This is a genomic window from Bradyrhizobium cytisi (genome assembly GCF_008123515.1).
Lineage (GTDB): Bacteria > Pseudomonadota > Alphaproteobacteria > Rhizobiales > Xanthobacteraceae > Bradyrhizobium > Bradyrhizobium cytisi.
This window is the reverse complement of sequence record NZ_VSSR01000033.1, coordinates 50,701-73,323: the sequence shown is the minus strand read 5'-3', so window position 1 is coordinate 73,323 and position 22,623 is coordinate 50,701. Positions and strand designations below refer to the sequence as shown.

General features: G+C 63.7%; 23 protein-coding genes. 11 read left to right on the top strand and 12 right to left on the bottom strand.

The genetic code is table 11. From position 1 onward, the window contains the following. Positions 1–4: 4 nt before the first annotated feature. Positions 5–1,156 (bottom strand): zinc-binding dehydrogenase, encoded by a 1,152-nt coding sequence (locus tag FXB38_RS21050; RefSeq protein WP_148752888.1) that lies wholly within the window; start codon positions 1,154–1,156, stop codon positions 5–7. Between the two features lie 158 nt (positions 1,157–1,314). Between FXB38_RS21050 and FXB38_RS21045 the strand changes: the two genes are divergently transcribed. From FXB38_RS21045 to FXB38_RS21035, 3 genes are all read left to right on the top strand, one after another. Further along, positions 1,315–2,481: an MFS transporter gene (locus tag FXB38_RS21045; protein ID WP_148752887.1), complete on the top strand. Its 1,167-nt coding sequence runs from the start codon at positions 1,315–1,317 to the stop codon at positions 2,479–2,481. Between the two features lie 69 nt (positions 2,482–2,550). Continuing rightward, the gene (locus tag FXB38_RS21040; protein WP_027536189.1) at positions 2,551–3,162 is read left to right on the top strand and encodes a PilZ domain-containing protein; all 612 of its coding nucleotides are present in this window, start codon (positions 2,551–2,553) and stop codon (positions 3,160–3,162) included. A gap of 329 nt (positions 3,163–3,491) precedes the next feature. After that, positions 3,492–4,118, top strand: a complete 627-nt coding sequence (locus FXB38_RS21035) for a transglutaminase-like cysteine peptidase (protein ID WP_187435028.1) — start codon at positions 3,492–3,494, stop codon at positions 4,116–4,118. 183 nt (positions 4,119–4,301) lie between these two features. Here the strand turns inward: FXB38_RS21035 and FXB38_RS21030 are convergent, their stop codons facing one another. From FXB38_RS21030 to glsA, 5 genes are all read right to left on the bottom strand, one after another. Next, positions 4,302–5,723, bottom strand: a complete 1,422-nt coding sequence (locus FXB38_RS21030) for a hypothetical protein (RefSeq protein WP_148752885.1) — start codon at positions 5,721–5,723, stop codon at positions 4,302–4,304. Positions 5,724–5,905: 182 nt separating this feature from the next. Continuing rightward, the gene (locus tag FXB38_RS21025) at positions 5,906–7,243 is read right to left on the bottom strand and encodes a metal-dependent hydrolase family protein (protein WP_148752884.1); all 1,338 of its coding nucleotides are present in this window, start codon (positions 7,241–7,243) and stop codon (positions 5,906–5,908) included. A 25-nt stretch (positions 7,244–7,268) separates the two neighbouring features. Beyond that, a complete protein-coding gene (locus tag FXB38_RS21020) occupies positions 7,269–7,832 on the bottom strand; it encodes an HdeD family acid-resistance protein (protein ID WP_148752883.1) in 564 nt (187 codons plus the stop codon). 363 nt (positions 7,833–8,195) lie between these two features. Further along, complete coding sequence (locus tag FXB38_RS21015) at positions 8,196–9,836, bottom strand: MFS transporter (RefSeq protein ID WP_187435027.1); 1,641 nt, start codon at positions 9,834–9,836, stop codon at positions 8,196–8,198. Positions 9,837–9,903: 67 nt separating this feature from the next. Then, on the bottom strand, positions 9,904–10,902 hold the full coding sequence (glsA, locus tag FXB38_RS21010; protein ID WP_148752882.1) for a glutaminase A: 999 nt from the start codon (positions 10,900–10,902) through the stop codon (positions 9,904–9,906). Between the two features lie 378 nt (positions 10,903–11,280). Between glsA and FXB38_RS21005 the strand changes: the two genes are divergently transcribed. Beyond that, positions 11,281–11,490, top strand: coding sequence for a hypothetical protein (locus FXB38_RS21005; protein ID WP_187435026.1), 210 nt, complete (start codon positions 11,281–11,283; stop codon positions 11,488–11,490). An 18-nt stretch (positions 11,491–11,508) separates the two neighbouring features. Here the strand turns inward: FXB38_RS21005 and FXB38_RS21000 are convergent, their stop codons facing one another. After that, positions 11,509–12,216 (bottom strand): GntR family transcriptional regulator, encoded by a 708-nt coding sequence (locus tag FXB38_RS21000; protein WP_148752907.1) that lies wholly within the window; start codon positions 12,214–12,216, stop codon positions 11,509–11,511. A gap of 268 nt (positions 12,217–12,484) precedes the next feature. Here FXB38_RS21000 and FXB38_RS20995 point away from each other — a divergent pair, with 268 nt between their 5' ends. The 6 genes from FXB38_RS20995 to FXB38_RS20970 all read left to right on the top strand — a co-directional run bounded on the left by FXB38_RS20995 (position 12,485) and on the right by FXB38_RS20970 (position 18,174). Then, positions 12,485–13,471, top strand: a complete 987-nt coding sequence (locus FXB38_RS20995; RefSeq protein ID WP_148752880.1) for an ABC transporter ATP-binding protein — start codon at positions 12,485–12,487, stop codon at positions 13,469–13,471. A 43-nt stretch (positions 13,472–13,514) separates the two neighbouring features. After that, complete coding sequence (locus tag FXB38_RS20990; RefSeq protein ID WP_148752879.1) at positions 13,515–14,804, top strand: ABC transporter substrate-binding protein; 1,290 nt, start codon at positions 13,515–13,517, stop codon at positions 14,802–14,804. After that, a complete protein-coding gene (locus FXB38_RS20985; protein ID WP_148752906.1) occupies positions 14,804–15,763 on the top strand; it encodes an ABC transporter permease in 960 nt (319 codons plus the stop codon). The genes FXB38_RS20990 and FXB38_RS20985 overlap by 1 nt, the downstream gene beginning before the upstream one ends. Positions 15,764–15,766: 3 nt before the next feature. Beyond that, positions 15,767–16,645: an ABC transporter permease gene (locus FXB38_RS20980; RefSeq protein WP_148752878.1), complete on the top strand. Its 879-nt coding sequence runs from the start codon at positions 15,767–15,769 to the stop codon at positions 16,643–16,645. Positions 16,646–16,650: 5 nt separating this feature from the next. Further along, positions 16,651–17,382, top strand: a complete 732-nt coding sequence (locus FXB38_RS20975) for an aspartate/glutamate racemase family protein (RefSeq protein ID WP_148752877.1) — start codon at positions 16,651–16,653, stop codon at positions 17,380–17,382. 300 nt (positions 17,383–17,682) lie between these two features. After that, complete coding sequence (locus FXB38_RS20970) at positions 17,683–18,174, top strand: hypothetical protein (RefSeq protein WP_148752876.1); 492 nt, start codon at positions 17,683–17,685, stop codon at positions 18,172–18,174. A 231-nt stretch (positions 18,175–18,405) separates the two neighbouring features. Here the strand turns inward: FXB38_RS20970 and FXB38_RS20965 are convergent, their stop codons facing one another. The 5 genes from FXB38_RS20965 to FXB38_RS20945 form a co-directional block, all read right to left on the bottom strand. Further along, a complete protein-coding gene (locus tag FXB38_RS20965) occupies positions 18,406–18,747 on the bottom strand; it encodes a hypothetical protein (protein ID WP_148752875.1) in 342 nt (113 codons plus the stop codon). A 103-nt stretch (positions 18,748–18,850) separates the two neighbouring features. Next, positions 18,851–19,159: a hypothetical protein gene (locus FXB38_RS20960; RefSeq protein ID WP_187435025.1), complete on the bottom strand. Its 309-nt coding sequence runs from the start codon at positions 19,157–19,159 to the stop codon at positions 18,851–18,853. Between the two features lie 181 nt (positions 19,160–19,340). Continuing rightward, entirely contained in the window at positions 19,341–20,390 is a 1,050-nt protein-coding gene (locus tag FXB38_RS20955; RefSeq protein ID WP_148752874.1) for a PAS-domain containing protein, read from the bottom strand. 98 nt (positions 20,391–20,488) lie between these two features. Further along, complete coding sequence (locus FXB38_RS20950; RefSeq protein ID WP_148752873.1) at positions 20,489–21,019, bottom strand: gamma carbonic anhydrase family protein; 531 nt, start codon at positions 21,017–21,019, stop codon at positions 20,489–20,491. 87 nt (positions 21,020–21,106) lie between these two features. Next, on the bottom strand, positions 21,107–21,436 hold the full coding sequence (locus tag FXB38_RS20945) for a DUF6949 family protein (protein ID WP_148752872.1): 330 nt from the start codon (positions 21,434–21,436) through the stop codon (positions 21,107–21,109). Between the two features lie 224 nt (positions 21,437–21,660). Here FXB38_RS20945 and FXB38_RS20940 point away from each other — a divergent pair, with 224 nt between their 5' ends. Continuing rightward, the gene (locus FXB38_RS20940) at positions 21,661–22,380 is read left to right on the top strand and encodes a hypothetical protein (RefSeq protein ID WP_148752871.1); all 720 of its coding nucleotides are present in this window, start codon (positions 21,661–21,663) and stop codon (positions 22,378–22,380) included. Positions 22,381–22,623 lie beyond the last annotated feature (243 nt).

The window sequence follows — 22,623 nt, the reverse complement described above, 5'->3', positions numbered from 1 at the left end:
ACTGTTATTCCACCAATTCCGGCCACGGCACGATCGTCGACTTCACCGTCTTCATCGCCATCGCGTCCTTCACCGCCTGCGCGACGCCTTCTTCCGTGAACGGATAGATCGTCTGCATCTTCAGCCAGGAATATTTGTCGCGGGTGCGGTAGAGCATGTCGACGCCAAGCGGCAGGTCATTGCCTGTAAAGCCCCAGGATCCCAGCACGTTGAGGTCCTTGGTGCAGATGCGGTGCCAGGAGGTCTCGATCGAGCCGGCATCGGTGAACTGGCCCATCTCGACATAGGTGCCGCCGTCACGCAGCATCTCGATGCCTTCGGGACCGGCGGTCGGATGGCCCGAGCAATCCATCACCAGATCGGCGCCGAAGCCACCGACGATCTCGCGCACGCGCGCAATACGATCTTGCGGCGATTTGATCTCCTCGATGTTCACGGTCGCTTCCGCGCCGAACTCGCGCGCGAGCTTGAGGCGCGGCTCTTCCGGCGCGCCGACGCAGATGACGCGCCCTGCCCCCATCTCCCTGGCGGCCGCGACCGCCAAAATGCCGATCGGGCCCGAGCCCTGGATCACCACCGTATCGCCCCAGCTGAAGCCGCCGGCGCGGGTCGCGCGGTTGAAGGCGCGGATGCAGGAGGTCAGCGGCTCGGACAATGCGCCCAGCCGCAGCGACATATCCTCGGGCAGCTTGTAGATCTTGGTGCCCGGCAGCATGTCGAGATCGACATAGACGTATTCGGCCCAGCCGCCCCACATGTGCGGCGCCTTGTCGAAGCCGAGATAGCGACCGTAATAGACCGGCGTCAGGCATTTGTTGGCGATCTGCGGATAATGGACGCAATAATAGCAGCGGCCGCAGGGCATCAGCGGCGGGATCATCACCTTCGATCCGACCTTGAGCGGCTTGCTCATGAAATCCTCGGTGAATTCATCGCCGCATTCGACGATGACGCCGCCAATCTCGTGGCCGAGCGTGAACGGCCAGGGCAGCGGCTTCGGCCAATGGCCTTTCAGGATATGCAAATCGGTGCCGCAGACGCCGCACGCGCCGATCTTGATCAGCGCACCCTTGCGGCCGACCTTCGGCCACGGCACGGTTTTGATCACGGGCTCTGAGCCCGGTCCGGCGTGGGTGCAGACGCGGATCTGTTGCATAACTGTTTCCTCGGCGCCCGTTCGTTGTGTTTGTTTGGTGCGGGCGTGAGGTGAAGCGTAAGTGAGATGCGCGGTGGCGCCAAGATGCGGGCTAGCAGCCCGTTGACTCTCGTCCCTCCCCACCGCACGCTCGAAAAGCAGGTTGGGCAGATCAGGCATTGCGCAATCGCTGGGGCATTCTTGCGATCCTGTTCGTCGTTCGCCTCACCATCGCGTTCCAGTTCCAGAGCGTGGCGGCAGTCGCACCGCTGCTGGAAAAGACCTTCGGCGTCGGGCTCGCCGATATCGGCCTCCTGATCGGGCTCTATTTCACCCCGGGCGTCGTGCTGGCGCTGCCGGGCGGCGCGATCGGCCGGACGCTCGGCGACAAGCCGACGACGATCGTGGCCCTGCTGCTGATGACGGCCGGCAGCCTCGTGATGGCCACCACCGCCATCTGGGGCCTACAGATGGCGGGCCGGCTCGTCTCCGGCGCCGGCGGCGTGCTGCTGACGGTGCAGCTCACCAAGATGGGCACCGACTGGTTCGCGGGTAAGGAGATCGCGACCGCGATGGCGATCTTCGTCAACTCCTGGCCGGCAGGCGTTGCGATCTCGCTGCTGGTGCTGCCGGCGATCGGCACCGCCTATGGCGCGGGCGCCGTGTTCGCAGCGACTGGTGCGCTGAGCGCGATCGGCATCGTCCTGATCACGCTTTACCAGCCGCCGCCGGGCGCAACAGTCACCGCGGCCGGCTCGGGCCGGCTCGATCCGCTCGCACTGCTGGCGGTGATCGTCGCGGGCATGATCTGGGGCCTCTATAATGTCGGCTTCGCCATGATCTTCTCGTTCGGCCCCTCCTTGCTCGCCGAGCGCGGCTGGAGCATCGCGGCGGCCGGCTCGGCGATCAGCGTCGTGATGTGGCTATCGGTGGTTTCGGTGCCGGCGGGCGGGTACCTCGCCGATCGCTTCAAGCGGCCCTTTATATTGGTGATTGCGGCAAGCCTCGTCGTGGCCGCCCTGCTGGCCTGGCTGAGCCGATCGGATGCCGTCATCACCATCCTCGTCCTGATCGGCCTGATCGGCGGCCATCCGGCCGGCCCGATCATGAGCCTCGCCGCCCGCGTGCTCGTCCCGGAGACCAGGGCGATCGGCATGGGCGTGTTTTACACCCTCTTCTACGGCGCGATGATGCTGGGGCCGGCGGTGGCGGGGTGGCTGGCCAAATCGGTGGGGACGGCGGCGGTCGCGCTCGACCTCGGCGCACTGGCGGTATTGGCCTGCCCGCCCTTGATGTGGGTTTTTGAACGCATTGTTTCGGTGCGTCATCGCCGCGCCAAATCATAACGCGGCATTAACCCTGTGCACCTTAGGGTCGTCCCGGACTCCGCCCGGGCGGGGGGTCGGGTAGTGAAAATGGCGTTGGCGAACAAAAAATTTCTTCCGGCCGCCGAGGAACGTCGGCGTTTCCAGCGGGTGAAAGTTCACCTGCTCGGCCGTTACATGCTGCCGGATCGCCGTGAATTTCCCTGCCAGGTGATCAACATGTCGCCCGGCGGGCTCGCGCTGCTCGCGCCCGGCATCGGCAATGTCGGCGACCGCGTGGTCGCCTATCTCGACCATATCGGCCGGGTCGAGGGCAAGATCACCCGGATCATCGACAACGGCTTCGCCATGACGGTGGGCGCCACGCCGCGCAAGCGCGACAAGCTCGCGGCCCAGCTGACCTGGCTCGCCAACCGCGACATCCTCAACCTGCCGGAGGACCGCCGCCACGACCGTATCGTGCCGCGCAACCCGATCGCGGTGCTGACGCTCGAGGACGGCACCAAGATGACCTGCCGCATCATCGACCTCTCTCTCTCCGGCGCCGCCATCGCCGCGGAGAACCGTCCGCCGCTGAAATCGACGGTTTTGCTCGGCCGGGTCCAGGGCCGCGTGGTCCGAAACCTCGAAGATGGCTTCGCGCTGGAGTTCTTGCACTCGCAGCCGATCGAGACACTCGAAGAGAGCGTTACCGCGCGGTAAAGCGAAAGCGCGCCAAAACCCCTAATTTCTCGGCCTCAAAGGCGGCTTCCGCGATGCGGATGCCGCCTTTTCGCGTCCGGTTGCGGCCTCACGCCGGTTAACGCGCAGCTTGTTCGCGCACTGAAACTGCAGTTCCGCCAGCGTTTCCGCGTTAATCCCTACAATTTGAATCAATTGCAGTATTCTCCAATTTTACTCGAATTATATTCAAGTATAGATCGAAATCTCCGCGCCTTTTACTTGTATTCGTCTCGACTTGACTTGGTTGACTTAGCGGCAACTCAAAAGCTCCATGCGAAATGTGGTCCCAACAAGAAACGGGGGCCGCAATGTTGGACTTCAGGGGACAGGGGAAGAGAGTGGCGATCGCCGCCATGCTCTTCGGGATCAGCGCTGCAGCGCAGGCCGGTGAAAGCCGTCTGCTCTACGCGAGTCTCGGCGACACCACGCGTGCGCCGATCGGCTGGGTCGAGTTTTGTGCAGAGAATACCGCTCAGTGTCAGGGCGGGCCGACGCAGCCACGCGACATCGTGATGTCGCAGACCGCGTGGCGCGACCTGACCAAGGTCAATCGCTGGGTCAACGAGACCATCAAGCCTTTGACCGACCAGGACCACTGGGGCGTGATCGAGAAGTGGTCGCTGCCGACCGACGGTTACGGCGACTGTGAAGACTACGTGCTGTTGAAGCGCAAGATGCTGATCGATGCCGGATGGCCGCGCGAGGCCCTGCTCATCACCGTCGTGCGCGACAAGAAGGGCGAAGGACACGCGGTGCTGACGGTGAAGACCGACAAGGGCGAGTTCGTTCTCGACAATCAGAACGAGAGCGTCGTTGCCTGGACCGAGACCGGCTACCGCTTCGTCAAGCGCCAGTCGCAGGCCGATCCCAACGTCTGGGTGTCGCTCGGCGATACCAAGCCGGCGGTCTCCACCGCCAGCGCAAGAGATCAGTAGAGATAAGCGAAGGAGTTACGCGACCCGGTCACATCCCCACCCCTCCCCGTCCCAGACCGGTTCGCGCGCGGCCAGGCTTCCCCCAAAGCCTGGCCGCAACTTTTTTGGAGGCAAGAGCGCGTGGCCGCGGCGATGGGCTGTCAAGACGAGCTCGCGATGTCACTCCATCGTAACATCCGGGCCTTAGTCCGCCCAGGCGCCCTCGCGAAGGTCCCAGGTGCGATCTCTGTAGGGGCCCGACCAACTCGTCAAGAACGCGAAGCCATCACCTTGAAAATTAGCCTCGATCGCTCCGTCTCGAATACGGCGTCGATCGAACGGCACGACGCTGAGATCGAGTGACGGTGGAAGTTCTCCCGGTTGTGCAATGATCTTGAGGATCTCCTCAGCTGATTTTGCCGAGATTCCAAAACTGTGATCCGGGTACCACCAAGCATAACGATAGGGTGACCCGATCAGAATCGGTTCGTCATCCCCGATCTCGTAAAATTCCTGAAACCGGTCTGCAGTTTCGGCCACGCGCGTTCTCTCGTCCGACAGAATGTCGCGAATTGACCTGGCCGCGGCCAGCGCTCCGCATAGTTGAAACACCGTCTCATAATTTGCTAGTGCCACGCGACGCGCCGGAGTCGCACGCGGCCGTCCTCCGCCGCGCTCGCGGCCACCATCATCGCCGCCGTCGCCCAACCCACCTGTATCGTCCGCTTCGCGCTCGCTGCGCTGTTCGTCCTGCCGATATTCAATTTGAGGCGCCGTTCGCAAATCCATCTTTGACCGGTCCTCCTGTTGCTCCTCGTCGTGGTGCAGTTCGGCTTCCGCCTCGGCAGGCGCCGGCTGCCCTGTCGCCGCGGCCGATAGCGGGGCCGGCACCTTGTGCGGCTGCAGGGCAGTTTGAAATCTGTGCGAGCTGGCGATAGCGAGGGTCGACTCCCTGCTGCCTGGTACCGATCCATAGGCCACGCCGTAACCCGCAGCGATCAAGCATCCATCGGCCTTGGCGCCCAGATACTTCTTCACTTGTCCGCCGAAGGCCTTCTTGGCGAGCCGCTTGATCGCAGGGCGTGGGCCGCCGGTCTTGGAGAGACTCCCTTTCGCCTCGACGGCGATCAGTTGCCCTGGCTCGAAGCCGCCTTTGCCGCCCGGATCATAGACGAAATCCGGTATCCGCTCGTCGGTTACGTCAACGCCCTTTGCGATGACGAAACCAGCGTCGTTCCCGTTCGACCGCCAGTGGCAATTGAAATGCTCCATGACGAGATCTGCCACAGCCGCGCCAACCTCACCGGAGATCGCAGGCCTTATGTCGGCAAGAATTTCGAGCTTATCGCTGAAACTGAACTCTGCTTCCTCTTTCTCGAGAAAAACGTTGATACGCTCAGCAGTCGGCATCGCGACAGAGCGAGCAAGCTGCAACCGCTCTTCCTGAGTCAAACCTTTCTCTGGCAGCGCCATGGCCAATGTCCTCGCCAGGGACATCACCAGATCTTCCCATTCAAAGGCGATTTCATCTGGCCACTCAAAATGAGCAACTGCGTCGCCGGACTCATTCGGCACATGGATCGCGTTCAGATCGCTGATGGACTTCCGTGGTGGCTTCCAATTCATAGCTACCTCCAGTCCTACGTGATGAAATGACTTAAACTATCACAAGTTGTGATCTCGGTCGACAGCCGCAATCATCTGCAAGGTTCAGCGCAATGCGGAGCTGATCGGGCAGCCGCACTGATGGAACCTTCAACAACCAGGCTTCCCCCAAAGCCTGGCCGCAACTTTTTTGGGGGCAGCTGTCAGCGCGGCAGGATGTTCTTGTAGACCTTGCCGCCCTTCATGATCACCACAAAATTCTTCGCGGGATCCTCGACAAGGGCGATGTTGTCGAGCGGATTGCCGTCGACCAGGAGGAGATCGGCGAACGCGCCCTCCTCGACCACGCCGAGCTTGCCGGGGTAGGGATTGCGCGGGCCCGACAGGCTCAAGAGCTCGGCATTGGTCGACGTTGCCATCGTGAGCGCTTCGGCCGGCGTGTACCAGCGCGACAGCGCGGCGAGCATTGAGCCCTGCCTCTCCGCCATCGCCTGCGAGAACAGGACGTCGGTGCCGAAGGCGGTCTTGAGGTGATACTTCTTTGCCAGCGCATAGACGCGGTCGGTGCCGGCAACCACCTGCCGCATCTTGTCCTGTTCCGAAGGCCCGAGCGCGGCGGCCGCGGACATATCCAGGAACGGCTGCGTGCTGAGCCAGATCCCCTTCTCCGCCATCAGCTTCGCGCTCGCCTCGTCCATGAGGTGACCGTGCTCGATGCATCTCACGCCGGCGGCGATCGAGCGCTGGATCGCGACCGGCGTATAGGCGTGCGTGGCGACGTAGGTGCCCCAATTGTCGGCGGCCTCGACGGCGGCGCGCAGCTCGGGCTCGGTGAAGGTCGAGACGTCCAACGGACTGAAGGGCGAAGCGACGCCGCCGCCCGCGGTGAGCTTCACCTGGGAAGCACCCTGCATCAGCTGCTCGCGCGCGCGCACGCGCACTTCGTCCGGGCTGTCGGCGACCAGGCTGCCGCCGATCAGCTCCATGCGGCTGAGCATGCCGCCGATCGTTCGCGGCAAATCGGTGAGCTGGCGGAAATCGCCATGACCGCCGGTGATGGTGATGATGGCGCCGGACGGATAGATGCGCGGGCCGGCGACGAGATCCTCGTCGATGGCCCGCTTGAGGCCGAAGCTCGGCCCGCCCATGTCGCGTATGGTGGTGAAGCCGCGCATCAGCGTGGCCGTCGCCTCACTGGCGGCGAGCAGATTGTTGTAGCCGACATCGCCGAGGGCCGCCATCGGCGTCGGCCTCACCAGCATCGCGTGCCAATGCGCATCGATCAGTCCCGGCATCAGCACCCGGCCGCCGCCGTCGATCATCTGGCCAGTGGCCGCGATGTCCGCGGTCGAGATCTTCTCGATCTTGCCATCCCTGACGAGGACATTGGATACGGCCGAGAGCGTCGCATTGTTGCCGTCGAAGATCTTGACGTTGCGGAACAGGACGGCAGAATCCTGCTGGGCCGGCGCGGGCGATGCGCTCCAGACAATCATTGCGAGCAGCACCGCGAGGCCGGCCCGCGCACTCAATCCCGACATGTTCAATCTCCGCGCTGGGGTGCCGCTATGTGGCCGCTGCGACGGGCCGCCAGGCAAAGGTCAGCCAGCCGATGCCGTGCGACAACAGATCGATGCCGAGCAGCATGCCCAACACCCAGAGCCCGGTCATCGGAAAGCCGGTCAGGATGACAAGGCCGGCGAGCACGCCGAACAGGCCGGAGGCCAGCATGATGCCGCCGCCCTGCTGCCAGCGGCCGATGCCGATCAGCATGCGGACGATTCCGGAGACGAGGAGCGCGACGCCAAGCGCGTAGGTCAGCAGCAGCGCGCCGGTCAGCGGCTGGCTGATGAGAACGATGCCGAAGGCGATGTAGAGAACGCCAAGCACCACCTGCCAGACAAAGCCGCCCCAGCCCTTGGTCCAGAACGCGTGGAAGATCTCGAAGGCGCCGGTGGCGATCGCCATCCAGCCGATGAACAGCGCGCTGATCACGGTGAAGAAGGCAACGTCGCCCAGCACCATCAGCCCCGTGAACACCATGAAAAGACCCAGCAGCACGCAGACCCAGCGGGATGGCTGTGGCAGCCCGGTCGCGCCCATCGGCGCGCTGTGATCGTAAGTCGTCATGACATCCTCCCTCGGTTAATGCCAACGCCAGCCGCAATGACGGCGGCCTCGATGCCACCAGCACACCCAGCGCCGGCGCCGCCGGTGCCATGACGGCGGTCGCGGCGGCGGCCGACGAGGTGGGCGGTGAGCCGGAGGCCGTGGCCGGGTCGATTGCGCATAAACCCGTCCCGCAGGTTCGCGTCTGGTCGAAGCTGGTTGATCGAGTGGCGACGCGTCCATCAAGGCGGCGGCGTCCTGCGGCCACAGGCTCACGCCTGCACCTGCGACGATCACGCCTCCGAACATGAGGCGCAGCGCGTCGCGGCGATCCATCTCATTCATGGGGGTCTCCTTCGCGAAATCCCCTGCCCGGTTTCGAACTTACGTTTTCGCTGTGGTCTCATCGCTCGGAATCTCGCCCGGCAGATAGTTCGGCAGCCGTCCCGCCGGGACGATCGCGATCAGCGCGAGACCCGCCATGATCAAGAGTCCGATCTTCAGCGCGCGCAGCCGAGCCTCGGTGTTGACGCGGACGGCTTCCGCGACCTGCTCCGGCGTGCCGCTGGTGCGCTCGAGCACGCTACGCAGGCGATCGTTGCTGACGAAGGTGATGTTGCCGAGGCCGACCTGCGCCTGCAGCTCCGGCGTCAGCACCGGGCTCGCCGTGATCTTGCCCAGCGCAATGGTGCTGAGCAGGCCGACCAGCAGCGCACCGGCCACCGCCGTGCCGAGCGCTGCAGCCAGATTTTGCGTGGTGCCGCGCAACGAGCCGACGTCACCGGCGAGCGCCTTCGGCGATGCCGTCACCAGAACGTTGAACAGCAGCGTCACCAGCGAGCCCTGGCCGATGCCGAACAGCACCAGCCCGAACAGCACGGGGACCTCACTCCAGTCGTTGCGCACGACGAAAGCGAGCCAGACCAGCGCGATGGTGCAGAGTGCAAAGCCGGAGCGGCCGATCTGACGCGGCGTCAGCCGCTCATAGACATTCACGATCAGCATCGCGGAGAAGAAGACCGTGAGATTGAACGGCATCATCGCGATCGCGGTCGCGATCGGCGAACGTCCCTGCACGATCTGGATATAGAGCGGCACGGTGAAGTTCAGGGCGGCCTCCAGCGCCACCACCGCGAACAAGGCGAACACCGCGCAGCGCTCTTCCGGCGAGTCGATCACCTCGAGGGCAAGGAGCGGCGTCTTACCCGCGGCCTGGCGCCGGTGCGTCCAGAGCAGAAGCCCCTGCCCCAGCACGATTCCGAGCACGATCATGATTGGCGCGGGCGACAGGCCAAGCAGATCGAATGGCGCATTCGCCGTCGCAACCGCGAGGCCCCAGCCGTTCAGATTGTTGAAGCCGAAACTGATGAGGATGATTGCGCTTGCGGCAAGCGCGACGCCAATCAGGTCGATCTGCACGTCCGGCCGGCCACGATCGGGCTTCAGACGAAAGCTCATCAGGAAGACGATCGCCGAGGCGGCGATCAGGATGCCAAACGCCGGCCGCCAGCCGATATAGGTCCCGAGCACGCCGCCGATCACGAAAGCCAGAACACCGGCCGCCGCGCGCGCCGAGCCGAGCACGCCGAGTGCGGTGGCCTGCTGACGGCCGGCATAGTTCTCGGCAATCAGCGCGACGAGCGAGGGCACAATGACCGAGCCGGACGCACCGCAGAGCGCCTGCGCCGAAATCATGACCGTGGCCGTCGGGCTGAACGTCATCATGAGCTGCGAGATGAAGAAGAGAACGACTGCGCCGCGGAACACCTGCAAGGCGCCAAAGCGCTGAGCGAGCTTGGCACCGAGCATCACGAAGCCCGCCACCAGCATTGAATACGCCACGATCCCGGTCGCGACCGTGGTCGGCGCCACGCCGAAGCTCGTGACCATGCCGCCCATCGCCACCGGCAGCGAGGCCACGTTGAACGACATGATCATCTGGCCGAGCGCGATCGAAATCATGGGAATCCATGACACGCGCTCTTCCCCGTGAATGCCGCCGATCGAGATTGTCTGCGTGGCCATGACGTCCTCCCGCTTGATGGGGGTTACGATCGATCAGGCCAACGGCCCGCCGATCGTTTTTGCGCATTCATTGCTCCGGTTGCGATACGAACAGATCCATCCCCAGCCGCTGCGACAGAAATTTTGCCGCGAGTTGTCCCCGCACGCTGTTGCCGGCGACATCGAGCGGCGGGGCGAAGGTGCCGAAACCTCCCTTGCCCGGCGACACCGCCACGATACCGCCGCCGATTCCACTCTTGCCGGGCAGGCCGATGTCGTAGAGCCAGTCGCCTGACGTCTCATACAGTCCAGCGGTGATCATGACGGCGAGCGCGTAATGGCAGACCGAGGCATCGACGACACGCTTCTTGGTGACTGGGTTGACGCCGCCATCGGCCAAGGTCGCACCCATCACGGCAAGATCGCGGGCGCTCACATTGAGCGAGCACTGCCGCGTATAGAGATCAGTCGCTTCCTTCGCGTCGCAATAGATGCGGTCGTAGCTCTCCAGCAGCCGCGCGATGCTGCGGTTGCGGAAATTAGTCTGCGACGCTGACGCATAGACTTCCTCGTTGAGCGGCAGTTCGCGGCCGGCGAAGCGCGACAGCCCGTCATGGATGAATGTCCATCGCGCCGCAGCAGTGGCGCCCGGCGCAAGACTGGTGGCCGCAATCGCGCCGGCATTGACCATCGGATTGGTGCGGCCGCTACCCTGTTCGATCGCGGCGAGCGAATTGAATGGAAGCCCGGTCGCGTTGGCTCCGAGCTTGGCGCGCGCTTCCTCGGGCCCGATGGTCTCGCAGACCAACGCAAACAAGAACGGCTTTGACACGCTCATGATGGAGAATTCGTAGTCGAGGTCTCCGGCGCCATAGACATGGCCGCTGGTGCCGACGACGCAGACGCCGAACAGCTCGCTCGGCACCCGGGCAAGCGCCGGATAGACCTGCGAATTCTCGCCATCGCGATTTGATTTGAAGCGTCGCTGCGCCTCATTCACCAGCGACTGCACAGCCTCCGGACTTGGCAGATGGCCGGTCGAAACGTATGCCGGCTCCCGCTCATCGATGACTGAATGCGACGCCATCGCACCACTCCGCAGAACGGATCCAACTCATGTCGGCTCGGTTCTAGAACTCGACGCGCATCAACCAATAGATGCCGATGATCCTGTCGAGTCAATTTACAACCACAGGGAGATTCTGCAAGTCAGCCATACGAGTCGATGAGAGATACATTGGTCGTGGCAGCAGAACATTTCTACTCCGCAAAATGCGTAAGCGCGGCTGCCTCACTTGCATCGAACTCTAGTCAAAAAGCGGACATCGGATTCGGCCCGCGATCAACGCAAGATTGCAACCCTCATTAACAGGAGTACGATCCGGTGCGGCCTGCGCGACAAGAGATCATGGGGCGAGAGACAAACTTTGCAAGCAGGCCGCGACATCAAGTGGCGAGGCGTAATATGGTGGCACAAACAAGTGACGGACACGTCCTGCTCATCAAGAAACTCGGCGGGCTCTTCGCAATCATCATCGGATGCCTGCTGACCGCGGTCGGCGTGACCTTTGAATCCAGCGGCACAACTCTCGTCGGTGTCCTGCTGCTGGTCATCGGTGCTGTTTTGCTGGTGCTGAAGATCGTCAGGCGCAACCAAGGATCTTCGCTGCCCTAGCCGAGCGGTGCGATTCGCTTACGCGCCCAACACGTCGGCGAGCCGCAGCTCGTCAGCGGCGGGATCCTTCAGGAACAGCTCGGCCTCGATCTCGTTCAGATGCGACAGCATCTGCGCACGCGCAGTCTGGTTGTCGCGCTTGCGGATCGCGGTGACGATCCCGGCGTGATGATCGGTGCCGCAGGCGGGCGTGTCGTGACGGCGATAGAGCAGGATGATCAGCGAGGAGCGCGCGATCAGCTCCTTCAGGAAACCGAGATAGATGCTGTGGCCGCTCATCTCGGCGATGAGCCGGTGAAATTCGCCGGAGAGGCGGACTGAGGCGCGCGCGTCGCCACGCTGCTCGGCCTCGCGCTCTTCAGCCAGATGTTGCTGAAGGCGATTGATCCATACCGGCGAGACGGCATCGACAGCATGATCGACGATGGTGAGCTCGATCAGCCGGCGCGCCTCGAACACCTCGCGGGCGTCCGCCGGCGTCGGGCGTGCGACGAAGGCACCGCGGTTCTTCTCGATGTTCACGATGCCCTCATGCGCGAGCTGCTGCAGCGCGGTGCGGACCAGCGTGCGGCTCGCGCCATAGATCTCGCCGATCTCGTCCTCGCCGAGCTTGGTGCCCGGCAGCAGCCGATGCTCGAGGATGGCCGCAGTCACGCCCTCCCTGATCCGGCTGACGCGATCGCTCGCGTCGGGCACATCGGATTTCGGGCGTGATTTGGCGGCCATCAGTTCGAAGGACTGGTTTGAGGGCTCGGTCGACGACATCAGGTCTCGAATGGTAATCGACGAGCTGTATCCAATCACAGGCGAAACTTTATACAATCTACGCCCATTTCGTGTGCACATCCCTGCCCGGCCCGTGCGCCGCACAACCGTGCCGGATTCGGTCTAACAATCTGACTCCGCTGCACAGTTTTTAAATTCGACCAAATTTGCGCTGTTGGCACGGACCTTGCGGAGAGAGGCGGAAGATCGCCCCTCTCGCGGACACGCCATGGCCACTCCCGCCGCTCTCGAACTGGTCGCCGTCACCAAGCGCTACGACACGACGCTGGCGGTCGACACCGTCAATCTGAAGATTCCGGCCGGCACCTATTGCTGCCTGCTCGGCCCCTCCGGCTGCGGCAAAACCTCGACCTTGCGCATGATCGCAGGCCACGAGGCGGTCAGCGAGGGCGACATCATCCTGGGCCCGCAGAACGTCACCGACCTCGAGCCTGCCAAGCGCGGCACGGCGATGATGTTCCAGTCCTACGCGCTGTTTCCGCACCTGAGCGTGCTCGACAATGTTGCGTTTGCCCTGAAAATGCGCGGCGTCGATCGTGCGACGCGGCATAAGCGGGCCGGCGAATTGCTGGATCTGGTGGCGATGAGTCCCTATGCAGGCCGCCTGCCCGCCCAGCTCTCCGGCGGCCAGCAGCAGCGCGTTGCACTCGCCCGCGCGCTGATTACCGAGCCGCAGATCCTCCTGCTCGACGAGCCGCTGTCGGCGCTCGATCCATTCCTGCGGGTGAGGATGCGCGGCGAGTTGAAGCGGCTGCAGCGCGAGCTCGGCATCAGCTTCATCCAAGTCACCCACGGCCAGGAAGAGGCGATGGCGCTCGCCGACCACATCGTGGTGATGAACCAGGGCAAGATCGAGCAGCAAGGCACGGCCCGCGACATATTCCACCATCCCCGCACCGAATTCGTGGCCCGCTTCATCGGCGGCCACAACGTCCTCAGCGACGCCGGCAAACTCATCGCCGTGCGCGCCGATCAGCTCGGCATCAAGCCGGTCACTGACGGTGCGTTTGGCGCACCGGCGCTGCTGACCCAGACCGAGTATCAGGGCTCCTATGTCGCCGTCTCGCTCACGCTCGACGACGGCACCGCCCTGTTCTCCCACGTTCCCGAAGCCACCTTCGACGTCCATCCGTTTCGTCCAGGCGATCGCGTGCTGGTCACCTGGGATCCCGTCAAGGCGCAACGCCTGCAATAGCGCCGTCATCATAGAAAATGCGCAACACAGAGGAGTGACTGGAATGACCGAGACCACCAGAAAGACCGGCGTCAGCCGCCGCACGCTACTCAAGAGCACCGCAGGTCTCGCCGGCCTTGCCGCCGGCTCCGGCGCCATCACCGGCTTCCCCTACGTGATGTCGACCGAGCCGAAGGTGCTGCGCTATCTCGGCACCGCCGTGAACGAGGGCGACGACATCTCAAAGCAGTGCCTGAAAGACACCGGCATCAAGATCGAATACATCACCGCGACCACCGACGACGTCACCAAGCGCGTGATGACCCAGCCGAATTCCTTCGACGTGCTGGACACCGAATACTTCTCGCTGAAGAAGCTGGTACCGTCGGGCAACATCCTTGCCCTCGACTCCAAGAAGATCAAGGAGTTCGACAACATCACGCCCGTCTTCACCAAGGGCGAGACCCCCGGCGGCAAGAAGATCGGCAGCCAGGGCACCGCGCCCTGGAAGGTGCTCTATCTCGAGGGCAAGGACTCCAAGACCTTCTCCAAGACGGCGACCGAATTCGTCACGCTGATCCCGACCGTCTACAACGCCGACACGCTCGGCATCCGTCCCGACATCATCAAGCGCCCGATCAGCTCCTGGGCTGAACTGCTCAACCCCGAGTTCAAGGGCAAGGCCTCGATCCTCAACATCCCCTCGATCGGCATCATGGATGCCGCGATGGTCGTGGAAGCCACCGGCAAGTACAAATATGCCGACAAGGGCAACATGACCAAGGAAGAGATCGATCTCACGATGAAGGTGATGACCGAGGCCAAGAAGGCCGGCCAGTTCCGCGCGTTCTGGAAGGACTTCAACGAGAGCGTCAACCTGATGGCCTCAGGTGAGACCGTCATCCAGTCGATGTGGTCGCCGGCGGTGACGAAGGTGCGCTCGATGGGCATCGCCTGCACCTTCCAGCCGCTCAAGGAAGGCTATCGCTCCTGGGCCTCGGGCTTCTGCGTCTCGAAGGGCGTCTCTGGTCCGAAGCTCGACTGGGCCTATGAGTTCGTGAACTGGTTCCTGTCCGGCTACGCCGGCGCATACCTCAACCGCCAGGGCTACTATTCGGCCGTGCTCTCGACCGCGAAGGCGAACATGGAGCCCTACGAATGGGCTTACTGGATGGAAGGCAAGCCGGCCGAAAAGGACATCAAGGCGCCCGACGGCTCGCTGCTCGAGAAGGCAGGCGCGGTGCGTGACGGCGGCTCCTACGAGGACCGCATGGGCGGCGTCGCGTGCTGGAATGCCGTGATGGACGAGAACGACTACATGGTCCGCAAGTGGAACGAGTTCATCGCCGCGTGATGGATACGTCGGAAGACATCCTGCAACAGCCATCCCCGGACCTCGTCCGGGGATCGGAGACGGCGCGCCCTGCGAAAGCGGCGCGCCTGTCGCCCTCCTTCATCTCCTGGCTTCAGGCCGGGCCGATGATGCTGGTGTTTCTCGCCTTCTTCCTGATCCCGCTCGTCTTCGTCGTCATCGTCTCGTTCTGGGATTACAACGAATATCAATTGCTGCCGACTTTTTCGGGCCGCGGCTACACCGACACGTTCGAAGGCTGCATCGCGCAGCTCCCCGATCTCTGCACGATCGGGCGAACTTATGTGAAGACCCTGAAGCTCTGCGTCATGGTCTGGGCGATCACGCTCTTCATCGGCTTCTGGGTCGCTTACTTCCTCGCCTTCCATGTCAAGTCAAAGACCTGGCAGATGGGCTTGTCGCTGCTTTGCACGATCCCGTTCTGGACCTCCAACGTGATCCGCATGATCGCCTGGATCCCACTGCTCGGTCGCAACGGCCTGGTGAACTCGGGCCTGGTCAAGAGCGGGCTGATCAACCAGCCGCTCGAATGGCTGCTGTTCTCCGAATTCTCCGTGGTGCTGGCGCTGGTGCACCTTTTCACCTTTTTCATGGTGGTGCCGATCTTCAATTCGATGGTGCGCATCGACAAGTCGCTGATCGAGGCGGCCTATGACGCCGGCGCCACCGGCTTCCAGACGCTGGTCAACGTCATCATTCCCCTGGCCAAGCCCGGCATCGTGATCGGCTCGATCTTCGTGATCACCATCGTGATGGGCGACTTCATCACCATCGGCGTGATGGGCGGCCAGCAGATTGCCTCTGCCGGCAAGATCATCGAGACGCGGGTGAACGCGCTGCAATTCCCGGCCGCGGCCGCCAATGCCGTCATCCTGCTCGTCATCACCTTCCTGATCATCACCATGATGTCGCGCATCGTCGACATCAAGAAGGAGCTGTAGGCGATGAAGGAAGGACGCCCGCGCTCTTTCTACGTGCTCGCGATCTTCTTCGCGGCCTATGTGCTGTTTCTCTATGGCCCGATGATCGCGATCTACGTGCTGTCGTTCCAGGGGCCGCAAGGCGGCCTCACCTTCCCGATGAACGGCGTATCGACCTTCTGGTTGGCAAAGCTGTTCCAGGGCACCGGCATCGTCGATCTCGGCGCGGCCTTCCGCCGTTCGCTGCTGCTCGGAATCATCGTGATGACGGTCACCGTCGTGCTGTCGGTCGCCGCCGGCATGGCCTTCCGCCGGAAGTTCAAAGCGCAAAGCATCCTGTTCTACTCGGCGATCGCGAGCCTTATCGTTCCCTCGATCATCACCTCGCTCGGGATCTCGCTCGAATTCCGCATCATCGACGATTTGATCAAGGCACACTGGAACGAGAATTTCGAGACCTCGATGGGCCTGCTCACCTCCGGACTCGGCGCGCATCTGACCTGGACGCTGCCGTTCGGCCTCCTGATCATGTTTGCGATCTTCAACCGCTTTGATCCCAGACTCGAGGAAGCCGCGCGCGATCTCGGTGCGACGCCGTGGCAGGCCTTCCGCCATGTCGTGCTGCCGATCATCCTGCCTTCGGTGATCGGCATCGGCCTGTTCGGCTTCACTCTGTCCTGGGACGAGCTCGCGCGCTCCAGCCAGGCGATCGGCGCGGTGAATACATTGCCGCTTGATCTCCAGGGCCTCACCACGACCGTGACGAACCCGGACATCTATGCGCTCGGCACCATCATCTCCGCGGTGTCCTTCGCGGTGATCACGCTTGCGCTCGGCACCATCCACATGCTCAACAAGCGGCAGGCGGCCAAGGGCTCGGACGCCGGCAAAGGGCTTGTCTAACTGCGATGCGACTGCACGTCGTCAATCCCAACACCACCGCGTCGATGACGGCGAAGATCGCCGCGGCGGCGCGCGCGACCGCGCTGCCCGGCACTGTGATTGACGCCCGCCAGCCCGCGATGGGGCCGGTCTCGATCGAAGGATTTTACGACGAGGCCTTCGCCGTCCCCGGCATGCTCGGCTGCATCCGTGACGCAGACCGCGACGGCGCGAACGCCCACATCATTGCGTGCTTCGACGACACCGGCCTCGACGCCGCACGCGCTGTGGCGAAGGCACCGGTGATCGGCATTGGCGAGGCCGGCTTCCATGTGGCGAGCCTGATCGCGGCGCGCTTTGCGGTGGTGACGACGCTCGGTGTCTCCATCGTGCCGATCGAGCATAATTTGCGGAAGTACGGCCTCGCCGAGCGCTGCGTCCGCGTGCGCGCCGCCGAGGTCCCTGTGCTCGCGCTCGAGGAGCGCAACGCAGACGCCCTTGGCAAAATCTCCGCGGAAATCGCGGCCGCGATTCGCGACGACCGCGCCGAGGCCATCGTGCTCGGCTGCGCCGGCATGGCCGATCTTGCCGCCGAGCTCTCCGCCACCCACGGCCTGCCGGTGGTCGACGGCGTTGCGGCGGCGGTGACGCTGGCCGAGGGACTGGTGCGGCTTGGGCTGACGACGTCCCGACTCGGCCCCTACGCGGCGCCGCGTTCGAAGACCTATTCAGGCCAGTTTGCGACGTTTCAGCCGTAAGCCCTCCGGTCGACGATGAGTCCGCCCGCCTCCGCGGCACCTTCGCATCACGATAGGCTGTACCGTGATACTCTCCGCTCAACCCGAATTCGGCCCGACAGGGACTTCTTTTGGGCGTGCCGCCCTCGCCCGCCAGAGCCGTCGCCTTGGGTCAATTGCGCTTTTTCCACCGGCGGCCACCTTTTCGTCCCATTTGTTGCTGAAATGTAACGCTTTCGGGACGTCCCGGCCGCCTCGTTCTGCGTTCGCGTGCTGCCGCTCTTCGCCACTCACCAAGTTTCAATTTGGGTTTTGTCAGCGATGATCGATCTCGCAGAGGACACACGGTCCAATCCCCTCCTCCGTCTCGGTGCCCAGCCGATCGCCCTGACGGCTGCAGCGCTGCTGCTGCTGATCGCCGGCGTCACCTCGATCGCGATCTGGCGCGCCTATACCGGAGCAGCGCCCGAGACCGACCGGGTGGTCGCATCGCGGCAGCTTCAGGCGCGCACGGCGCAGGCCTCCGAGCAGCTCGTCGAGAAGACCAAGGGGCTGGAGGCGACCCAGCAGGAATCGATCGACCAGCTCCAGGTCGTGCAAGACCAGCTTTTGACCATGAGGCGGCTGCTCGCCTCGCAGCAGGCCGACACCAAGCGTCTGTCCGAGCAGGTCGCCAATTTGAACGAATCGATCGACGGTCTGCGACAATCCTTTGCCAGCGTCCGCTCCACCGAGGCCGACACGCCCTCGGTTACCCGGAGGAAACCCGCGCGCCCCCGCCATGCCAGCGCCCCCAAACGCTCACGCGGCTGATTGGATCCCGCGCCACCACCTTTTATTTTTGCCACTTGTGAAATGGATCACACTCGTCCGTATGATTCCGCGCGATGCTTGCCCATACCGGATGGCGTGAGCCGATTTTAATATCCGGGGCTGGCAAGGTCGTTGACGGTATACTGCGTCAACGACCTTGTTTTTTACTGCTGCTTTTTTACTGCTGCGGTATCTAGGTGCCTCGGCCGCGCACCCGCGCTAGTCGCAGCCCTATTCACAGACCTGAACGCGGCGGACGCGCCAGCCCGATTGCGTCATCACGCGCTGCCGCGCGAGGTAGCACTGCGCGCCATAACCGCCATCGTCATAGCCGGCGCCGGAATCGTAATAATAGGGGCCGCCATAGCCGTAGCCATAGGCGCCATAATAGCCGGCGCCCGCGATGCCGGCGCCGATCGCGACACCGGGCCAGAAGCCGCCGCCGTGCCAGCCGTGACCCCAGCCGCCACCGCCGCCCCAATGGCCGCCGCCACCTCCTCGCGCCTGCGCCTGGGGCGTTGCGAGACCGACTGCCGCGATGGCCAGTGCGACCACGATCGTCTTGCGTAGCATGAACTCAACCTCCGCGTGGAAACGCTCCACATTCCAAAGAGAGGCCAAGCTAATGTCACTCGATCATCGATGATAGGCGCGGCGGCTCACTTCCGCGCGAGCGTCAGCAGCCGCGGCAGATGCTCTTCATCTTCTTGTCGAGCTGCCGGTTCTCGGCGTTCACCGTAGCATCTGCACTCGCATTCGCACCCGAAGCCGCACCGGTGGTGACACCGGGCGCCCTGTTCGCGCCGGAGGATTGCGCCGTGCCCAGGCTGTTGGTACCAGGCGGCGGCGCCGGCGCATTGGCGACGCCGGACGTTGATCCGGTCGAGCCGCCCGTAGTTTGCGCGAACGAAATCGCCGGCGTCGCGGCGAGAGCGAAGATCACGATCATCGTCCTGATGTAAGCGCTTGCGGACGATCTGCCCATCCGAAATTCTCCTTGCCCTATTTGCCCTATCAACCGCTGCGGCAAAGACAGGTTCCGGAGCAAATCCCGTCACATCCGCTTGAAACAGGGAGGCAGCCACGATCATGCGCAAACTGATCGCGCTCGACGAGGACACGTTCGACAAGCTGAAGCAATTGGGGCGCGACAGGATGGCGACGTTTTATGCGGCGGCCACCATCTTCTCGGTGCGGTCCTCGACCATCGTCACGAACATGTGGGATTCCTCGCTGGCGCCTCCGATCTGGACCCGGCGGGCCGAGATCACGCGGCGTCCGCGCGTGGGATTGTCGATGGTGTCGATGATCGGTTCGAGCTGCTGCTTCTGCGCGAGAAGCTGCTGGTCGCGCCGCTCGATCAGCTCGGCCGCCTCGGCGGAGAACAATTCCCGCGCGGTCTTGCCGATGATCTCGCCGCGCGACATGCCGATCATCTTCTCGGCCGCCTTGTTGACGAAGACGTAGCGCTGGTTGCGTGCATCCTTGGCGATGATGCCCTCGGTCACGTTCTCGATGATGGTGGCGAGAAAGCGCTCCATGCCTTCGAGAATGCGCTCACGCTGGCGCTGTTCGGTGACGTCCTCCTGCACCGACACCCAGCCGCCGCCATCCATCGGGCGCTCGTAGATCTTGATGGTGCGGCCGTCGTTCAGGCTGATCTCATTGGCCGCAGGCTCGCGCTTGGCGATGCGCTCGCGAACGGCCGCGACGTATTTTGCGACGTCGCCGCTGAACAACCCGCTCTTGACCCGGTGCTGGAGGATTTCCTCCAGCGTCGATCCAGCCTGGATGGTCTCGGGCAGGTCATAGATCCGCGGGTAATTGGCGTTCATGGCGACCACGGCCGCCTTGCTGTCGAGCATGATCAGGCCCTGCGGCATGCTGTCGATCGCTGCCGAGAGCTGCCACTTCTTGGCCAGATATTTGTCGTTGAACCTGTCGCGCTCCGTCATCGCCGCATCGCGCGCATGCGCGGTGCCGAGCTCGATCTCCTCGAGCTCGAAGATGCGCGCCACCGCGTCGCGGAAGTTCTGCACGGCGCGCGCAAGGCGTCCGATCTCGTCATAACGGTGCAGATGCGGCACTTCGCTCTTGACGTCTCCGCCCGCGATCCGGTCGGTCGCCTGCGTGATCTCGGCCAGCGCGCCGACCACCGAGCTCCGCATCACGACGACATTGAGGCCGGCGAGAATGAGCGCGACGAGACCGAGCATGAACAGATAGGCACTGCAGCGCTAGCGGGGCTTAAATTCCAGGCGGTAATTTTACTGTTCGGGAACCACAGTGATGCGCGCCCGGCAGAGGGCCGGCGTCAGCCGATCCGCTTCAGGCCGTTCTTGAAGCGCGGACCGTTGGCGACGTAGAACCGCGCGGCACTTCCCATCTTCTGCACCTGGGCATCGTCGAGCGTGCGGATCACGCGCGCGGGCGAGCCGATGATCAGCGAGCGTTCGGGAAACTCCTTGCCCTCGGTGATGACGGAGCCGGCGCCGACGATGCTGTTGCGGCCGATCCTCGCGCCGTTCATCACGATCGAGCCCATGCCGATCAGCGCGCCCTCTTCGATGGTGCAGCCGTGCAGGATGACGTTGTGGCCGACGGTGCAGCTCTTGCCGATCACCAGGGGAAAGCCGAGATCGGTGTGGCAGGTCGAGCCGTCCTGCACGTTGGCGCCCTCGCCGATCTCGATCCATTCATTGTCGCCGCGCAGCACCGCGCCGAACCAGACGCTCGCGCCCGGCTTCAGGCGCACGCGGCCGATCACGGTCGCAGTCTCCGCGATGAAGTAATTGCCGTCAGAGGGAAGATCGGGCGCCTGCCCGTCGAGCTCGTAGATCGCCATGGAGGTCTCCTGTCGCGTCAACCCCAGCCATAGCGAAACGACGGCGCGGAGGCAAAGGGCCGCCGCGCCACGCAGCCCTGCAAGGCGTCAGCCCAAAACACCGGTCGCGCGCAGCGTCATCAGGAAGAAGGTGCCGCTCATCATGCTCCAGAAGCCGGCGATGACGGTCGCCATCATCACGAACTCGAAGCGGCGGCTTTCCAGCCGCATGCCGCGCAGCGTGTTGCGCATGATGATGAAGGGCGCCGCGAACACCAGGAACGGCACCGCCGCAAACGTCCTGGGAGCCACGCCCTCCTGCAACAGCCCGAAACCGGCGGGCCGTTGCGACATCGCCTGGTATCCGTTTGCGAGCGCGCCCGCGAGCGCGAAGCCGATGCCGATCGAGAAGAGAGTATTGAAAGCTTCAGGTGTCATCGGAACAGTCCGCCCATACGCAACGCGAGGAGCCTTCCTGTGACAAATCGTGCCGGTTAACGCTACATTATCCTTAAGCGAAGGTTAACGCTGCCGTCCGGCCCACGCAGAGCCCTCACCCGTTCCTGGTAGCCGGGAACCCTCCGCGATATCGCCGCCACGTGGCATATTCGCCGGTGATTCGTCGGCCACCGGCCGACCCCCGGGCCCATTTGCGCGACGTCATGACGGTGTTTTCGGTAACCTCTCCCCGCTCATCCAGGACAAGCGCAAGGATGCGCACCCGGGCGCATCTCGTGCCGTTTGCGCTCACCGGCGCATTCGCGGCGAGCGCAATCGCGCTGGTTGCCTATCTGCTGTGGCCGACCTGGAGCACGGGCGGCGCGGACGCGCCGGACAAGCTGCCGGTCAGCGTCGGCGGAACGCTGTTCAACCTGCCGATACCGGCGATCCGGATGAAGATCCAGCGGCACTCCGGACCGCAGGAGCGCATCGATCTCGATTTCCTCTATCCCTCGCTGGAAGCGCCCAATGGACCGAGGCACGTGACCGCTGAAACGGTGGACACGACGATGCAGCCGATCGACCGCATTTTCCTCTCCATCGCAGCGCATCACGATGCGCTGTCGCCCGAGCAGCGAACCGCGACGATCTATCCGCGCTATTTCGACCAGGCTGCGGCGACACCGGACGACGGGCTGACGATGCGGATGTTCCGCAGCGACACGCCCTATGGCAGCGAGGATTTTTATTCCGCGACGAGCCCCGCGCTCACTGCGCGCTGCACGCGCGATGGTGCCACGCCCGGCATGTGCCTCGCCGAGCGCCGCGTCGGCGGCGCCGACCTCACCTTCCGCTTTCCGCGCAGCTGGCTGTCGCAATGGCGCGACGTCGCGGACGCGATGGAGAAGCTGACGGCGCAATTGGGCGGGCCGCGACGCTGAGCGCGGACCCACCGCAATAGAAAAAATCGAAAACAACCCCATGCACAGTAGCCGAGCATCGGCCTGAATTCTCTTTCTACGAAATCAGGCTTGACCCGTCGGGCAAAACAGAGGCACAATGGCATCGTGGGCGCGATCGATTTGAACGATGCGGCCGCACATCCAGATGCCTTGCCGCGCGTTCATGGAGCGGCACCGTCGCTTTGATCTTGCTGTCGCTCGTCGCGGCAGCTGCTGTCGCGA

Excerpts from the sequence above, each read along its gene's own strand:
- FXB38_RS21000 (WP_148752907.1), bottom strand. The coding sequence starts at position 12,216 with ATGGCCGCCAAATCACGCCCGAAATCCGATGTGCCCGACGCGAGCGAT.
- FXB38_RS21050 (WP_148752888.1), bottom strand. The coding sequence starts at position 1,156 with ATGCAACAGATCCGCGTCTGCACCCACGCCGGACCGGGCTCAGAGCCC.
- FXB38_RS20960 (WP_187435025.1), bottom strand. The coding sequence starts at position 19,159 with ATGGGCAGATCGTCCGCAAGCGCTTACATCAGGACGATGATCGTGATC.
- FXB38_RS20985 (WP_148752906.1), top strand. The coding sequence starts at position 14,804 with ATGGATACGTCGGAAGACATCCTGCAACAGCCATCCCCGGACCTCGTC.
- FXB38_RS20975 (WP_148752877.1), top strand. The coding sequence starts at position 16,651 with ATGCGACTGCACGTCGTCAATCCCAACACCACCGCGTCGATGACGGCG.
- FXB38_RS20965 (WP_148752875.1), bottom strand. The coding sequence starts at position 18,747 with ATGCTACGCAAGACGATCGTGGTCGCACTGGCCATCGCGGCAGTCGGT.
- FXB38_RS21030 (WP_148752885.1), bottom strand. The coding sequence starts at position 5,723 with ATGAATTGGAAGCCACCACGGAAGTCCATCAGCGATCTGAACGCGATC.
- FXB38_RS20995 (WP_148752880.1), top strand. The coding sequence starts at position 12,485 with ATGGCCACTCCCGCCGCTCTCGAACTGGTCGCCGTCACCAAGCGCTAC.
- FXB38_RS20945 (WP_148752872.1), bottom strand. The coding sequence starts at position 21,436 with ATGACACCTGAAGCTTTCAATACTCTCTTCTCGATCGGCATCGGCTTC.
- FXB38_RS21040 (WP_027536189.1), top strand. The coding sequence starts at position 2,551 with ATGGCGTTGGCGAACAAAAAATTTCTTCCGGCCGCCGAGGAACGTCGG.
- FXB38_RS20955 (WP_148752874.1), bottom strand. The coding sequence starts at position 20,390 with ATGCTCGGTCTCGTCGCGCTCATTCTCGCCGGCCTCAATGTCGTCGTG.
- FXB38_RS21005 (WP_187435026.1), top strand. The coding sequence starts at position 11,281 with ATGGTGGCACAAACAAGTGACGGACACGTCCTGCTCATCAAGAAACTC.
- FXB38_RS21025 (WP_148752884.1), bottom strand. The coding sequence starts at position 7,243 with ATGTCGGGATTGAGTGCGCGGGCCGGCCTCGCGGTGCTGCTCGCAATG.
- FXB38_RS20980 (WP_148752878.1), top strand. The coding sequence starts at position 15,767 with ATGAAGGAAGGACGCCCGCGCTCTTTCTACGTGCTCGCGATCTTCTTC.
- FXB38_RS21035 (WP_187435028.1), top strand. The coding sequence starts at position 3,492 with ATGTTGGACTTCAGGGGACAGGGGAAGAGAGTGGCGATCGCCGCCATG.
- FXB38_RS21020 (WP_148752883.1), bottom strand. The coding sequence starts at position 7,832 with ATGACGACTTACGATCACAGCGCGCCGATGGGCGCGACCGGGCTGCCA.
- FXB38_RS20940 (WP_148752871.1), top strand. The coding sequence starts at position 21,661 with ATGACGGTGTTTTCGGTAACCTCTCCCCGCTCATCCAGGACAAGCGCA.
- FXB38_RS21015 (WP_187435027.1), bottom strand. The coding sequence starts at position 9,836 with ATGGCCACGCAGACAATCTCGATCGGCGGCATTCACGGGGAAGAGCGC.
- FXB38_RS20950 (WP_148752873.1), bottom strand. The coding sequence starts at position 21,019 with ATGGCGATCTACGAGCTCGACGGGCAGGCGCCCGATCTTCCCTCTGAC.
- FXB38_RS20990 (WP_148752879.1), top strand. The coding sequence starts at position 13,515 with ATGACCGAGACCACCAGAAAGACCGGCGTCAGCCGCCGCACGCTACTC.
- FXB38_RS20970 (WP_148752876.1), top strand. The coding sequence starts at position 17,683 with ATGATCGATCTCGCAGAGGACACACGGTCCAATCCCCTCCTCCGTCTC.
- glsA (WP_148752882.1), bottom strand. The coding sequence starts at position 10,902 with ATGGCGTCGCATTCAGTCATCGATGAGCGGGAGCCGGCATACGTTTCG.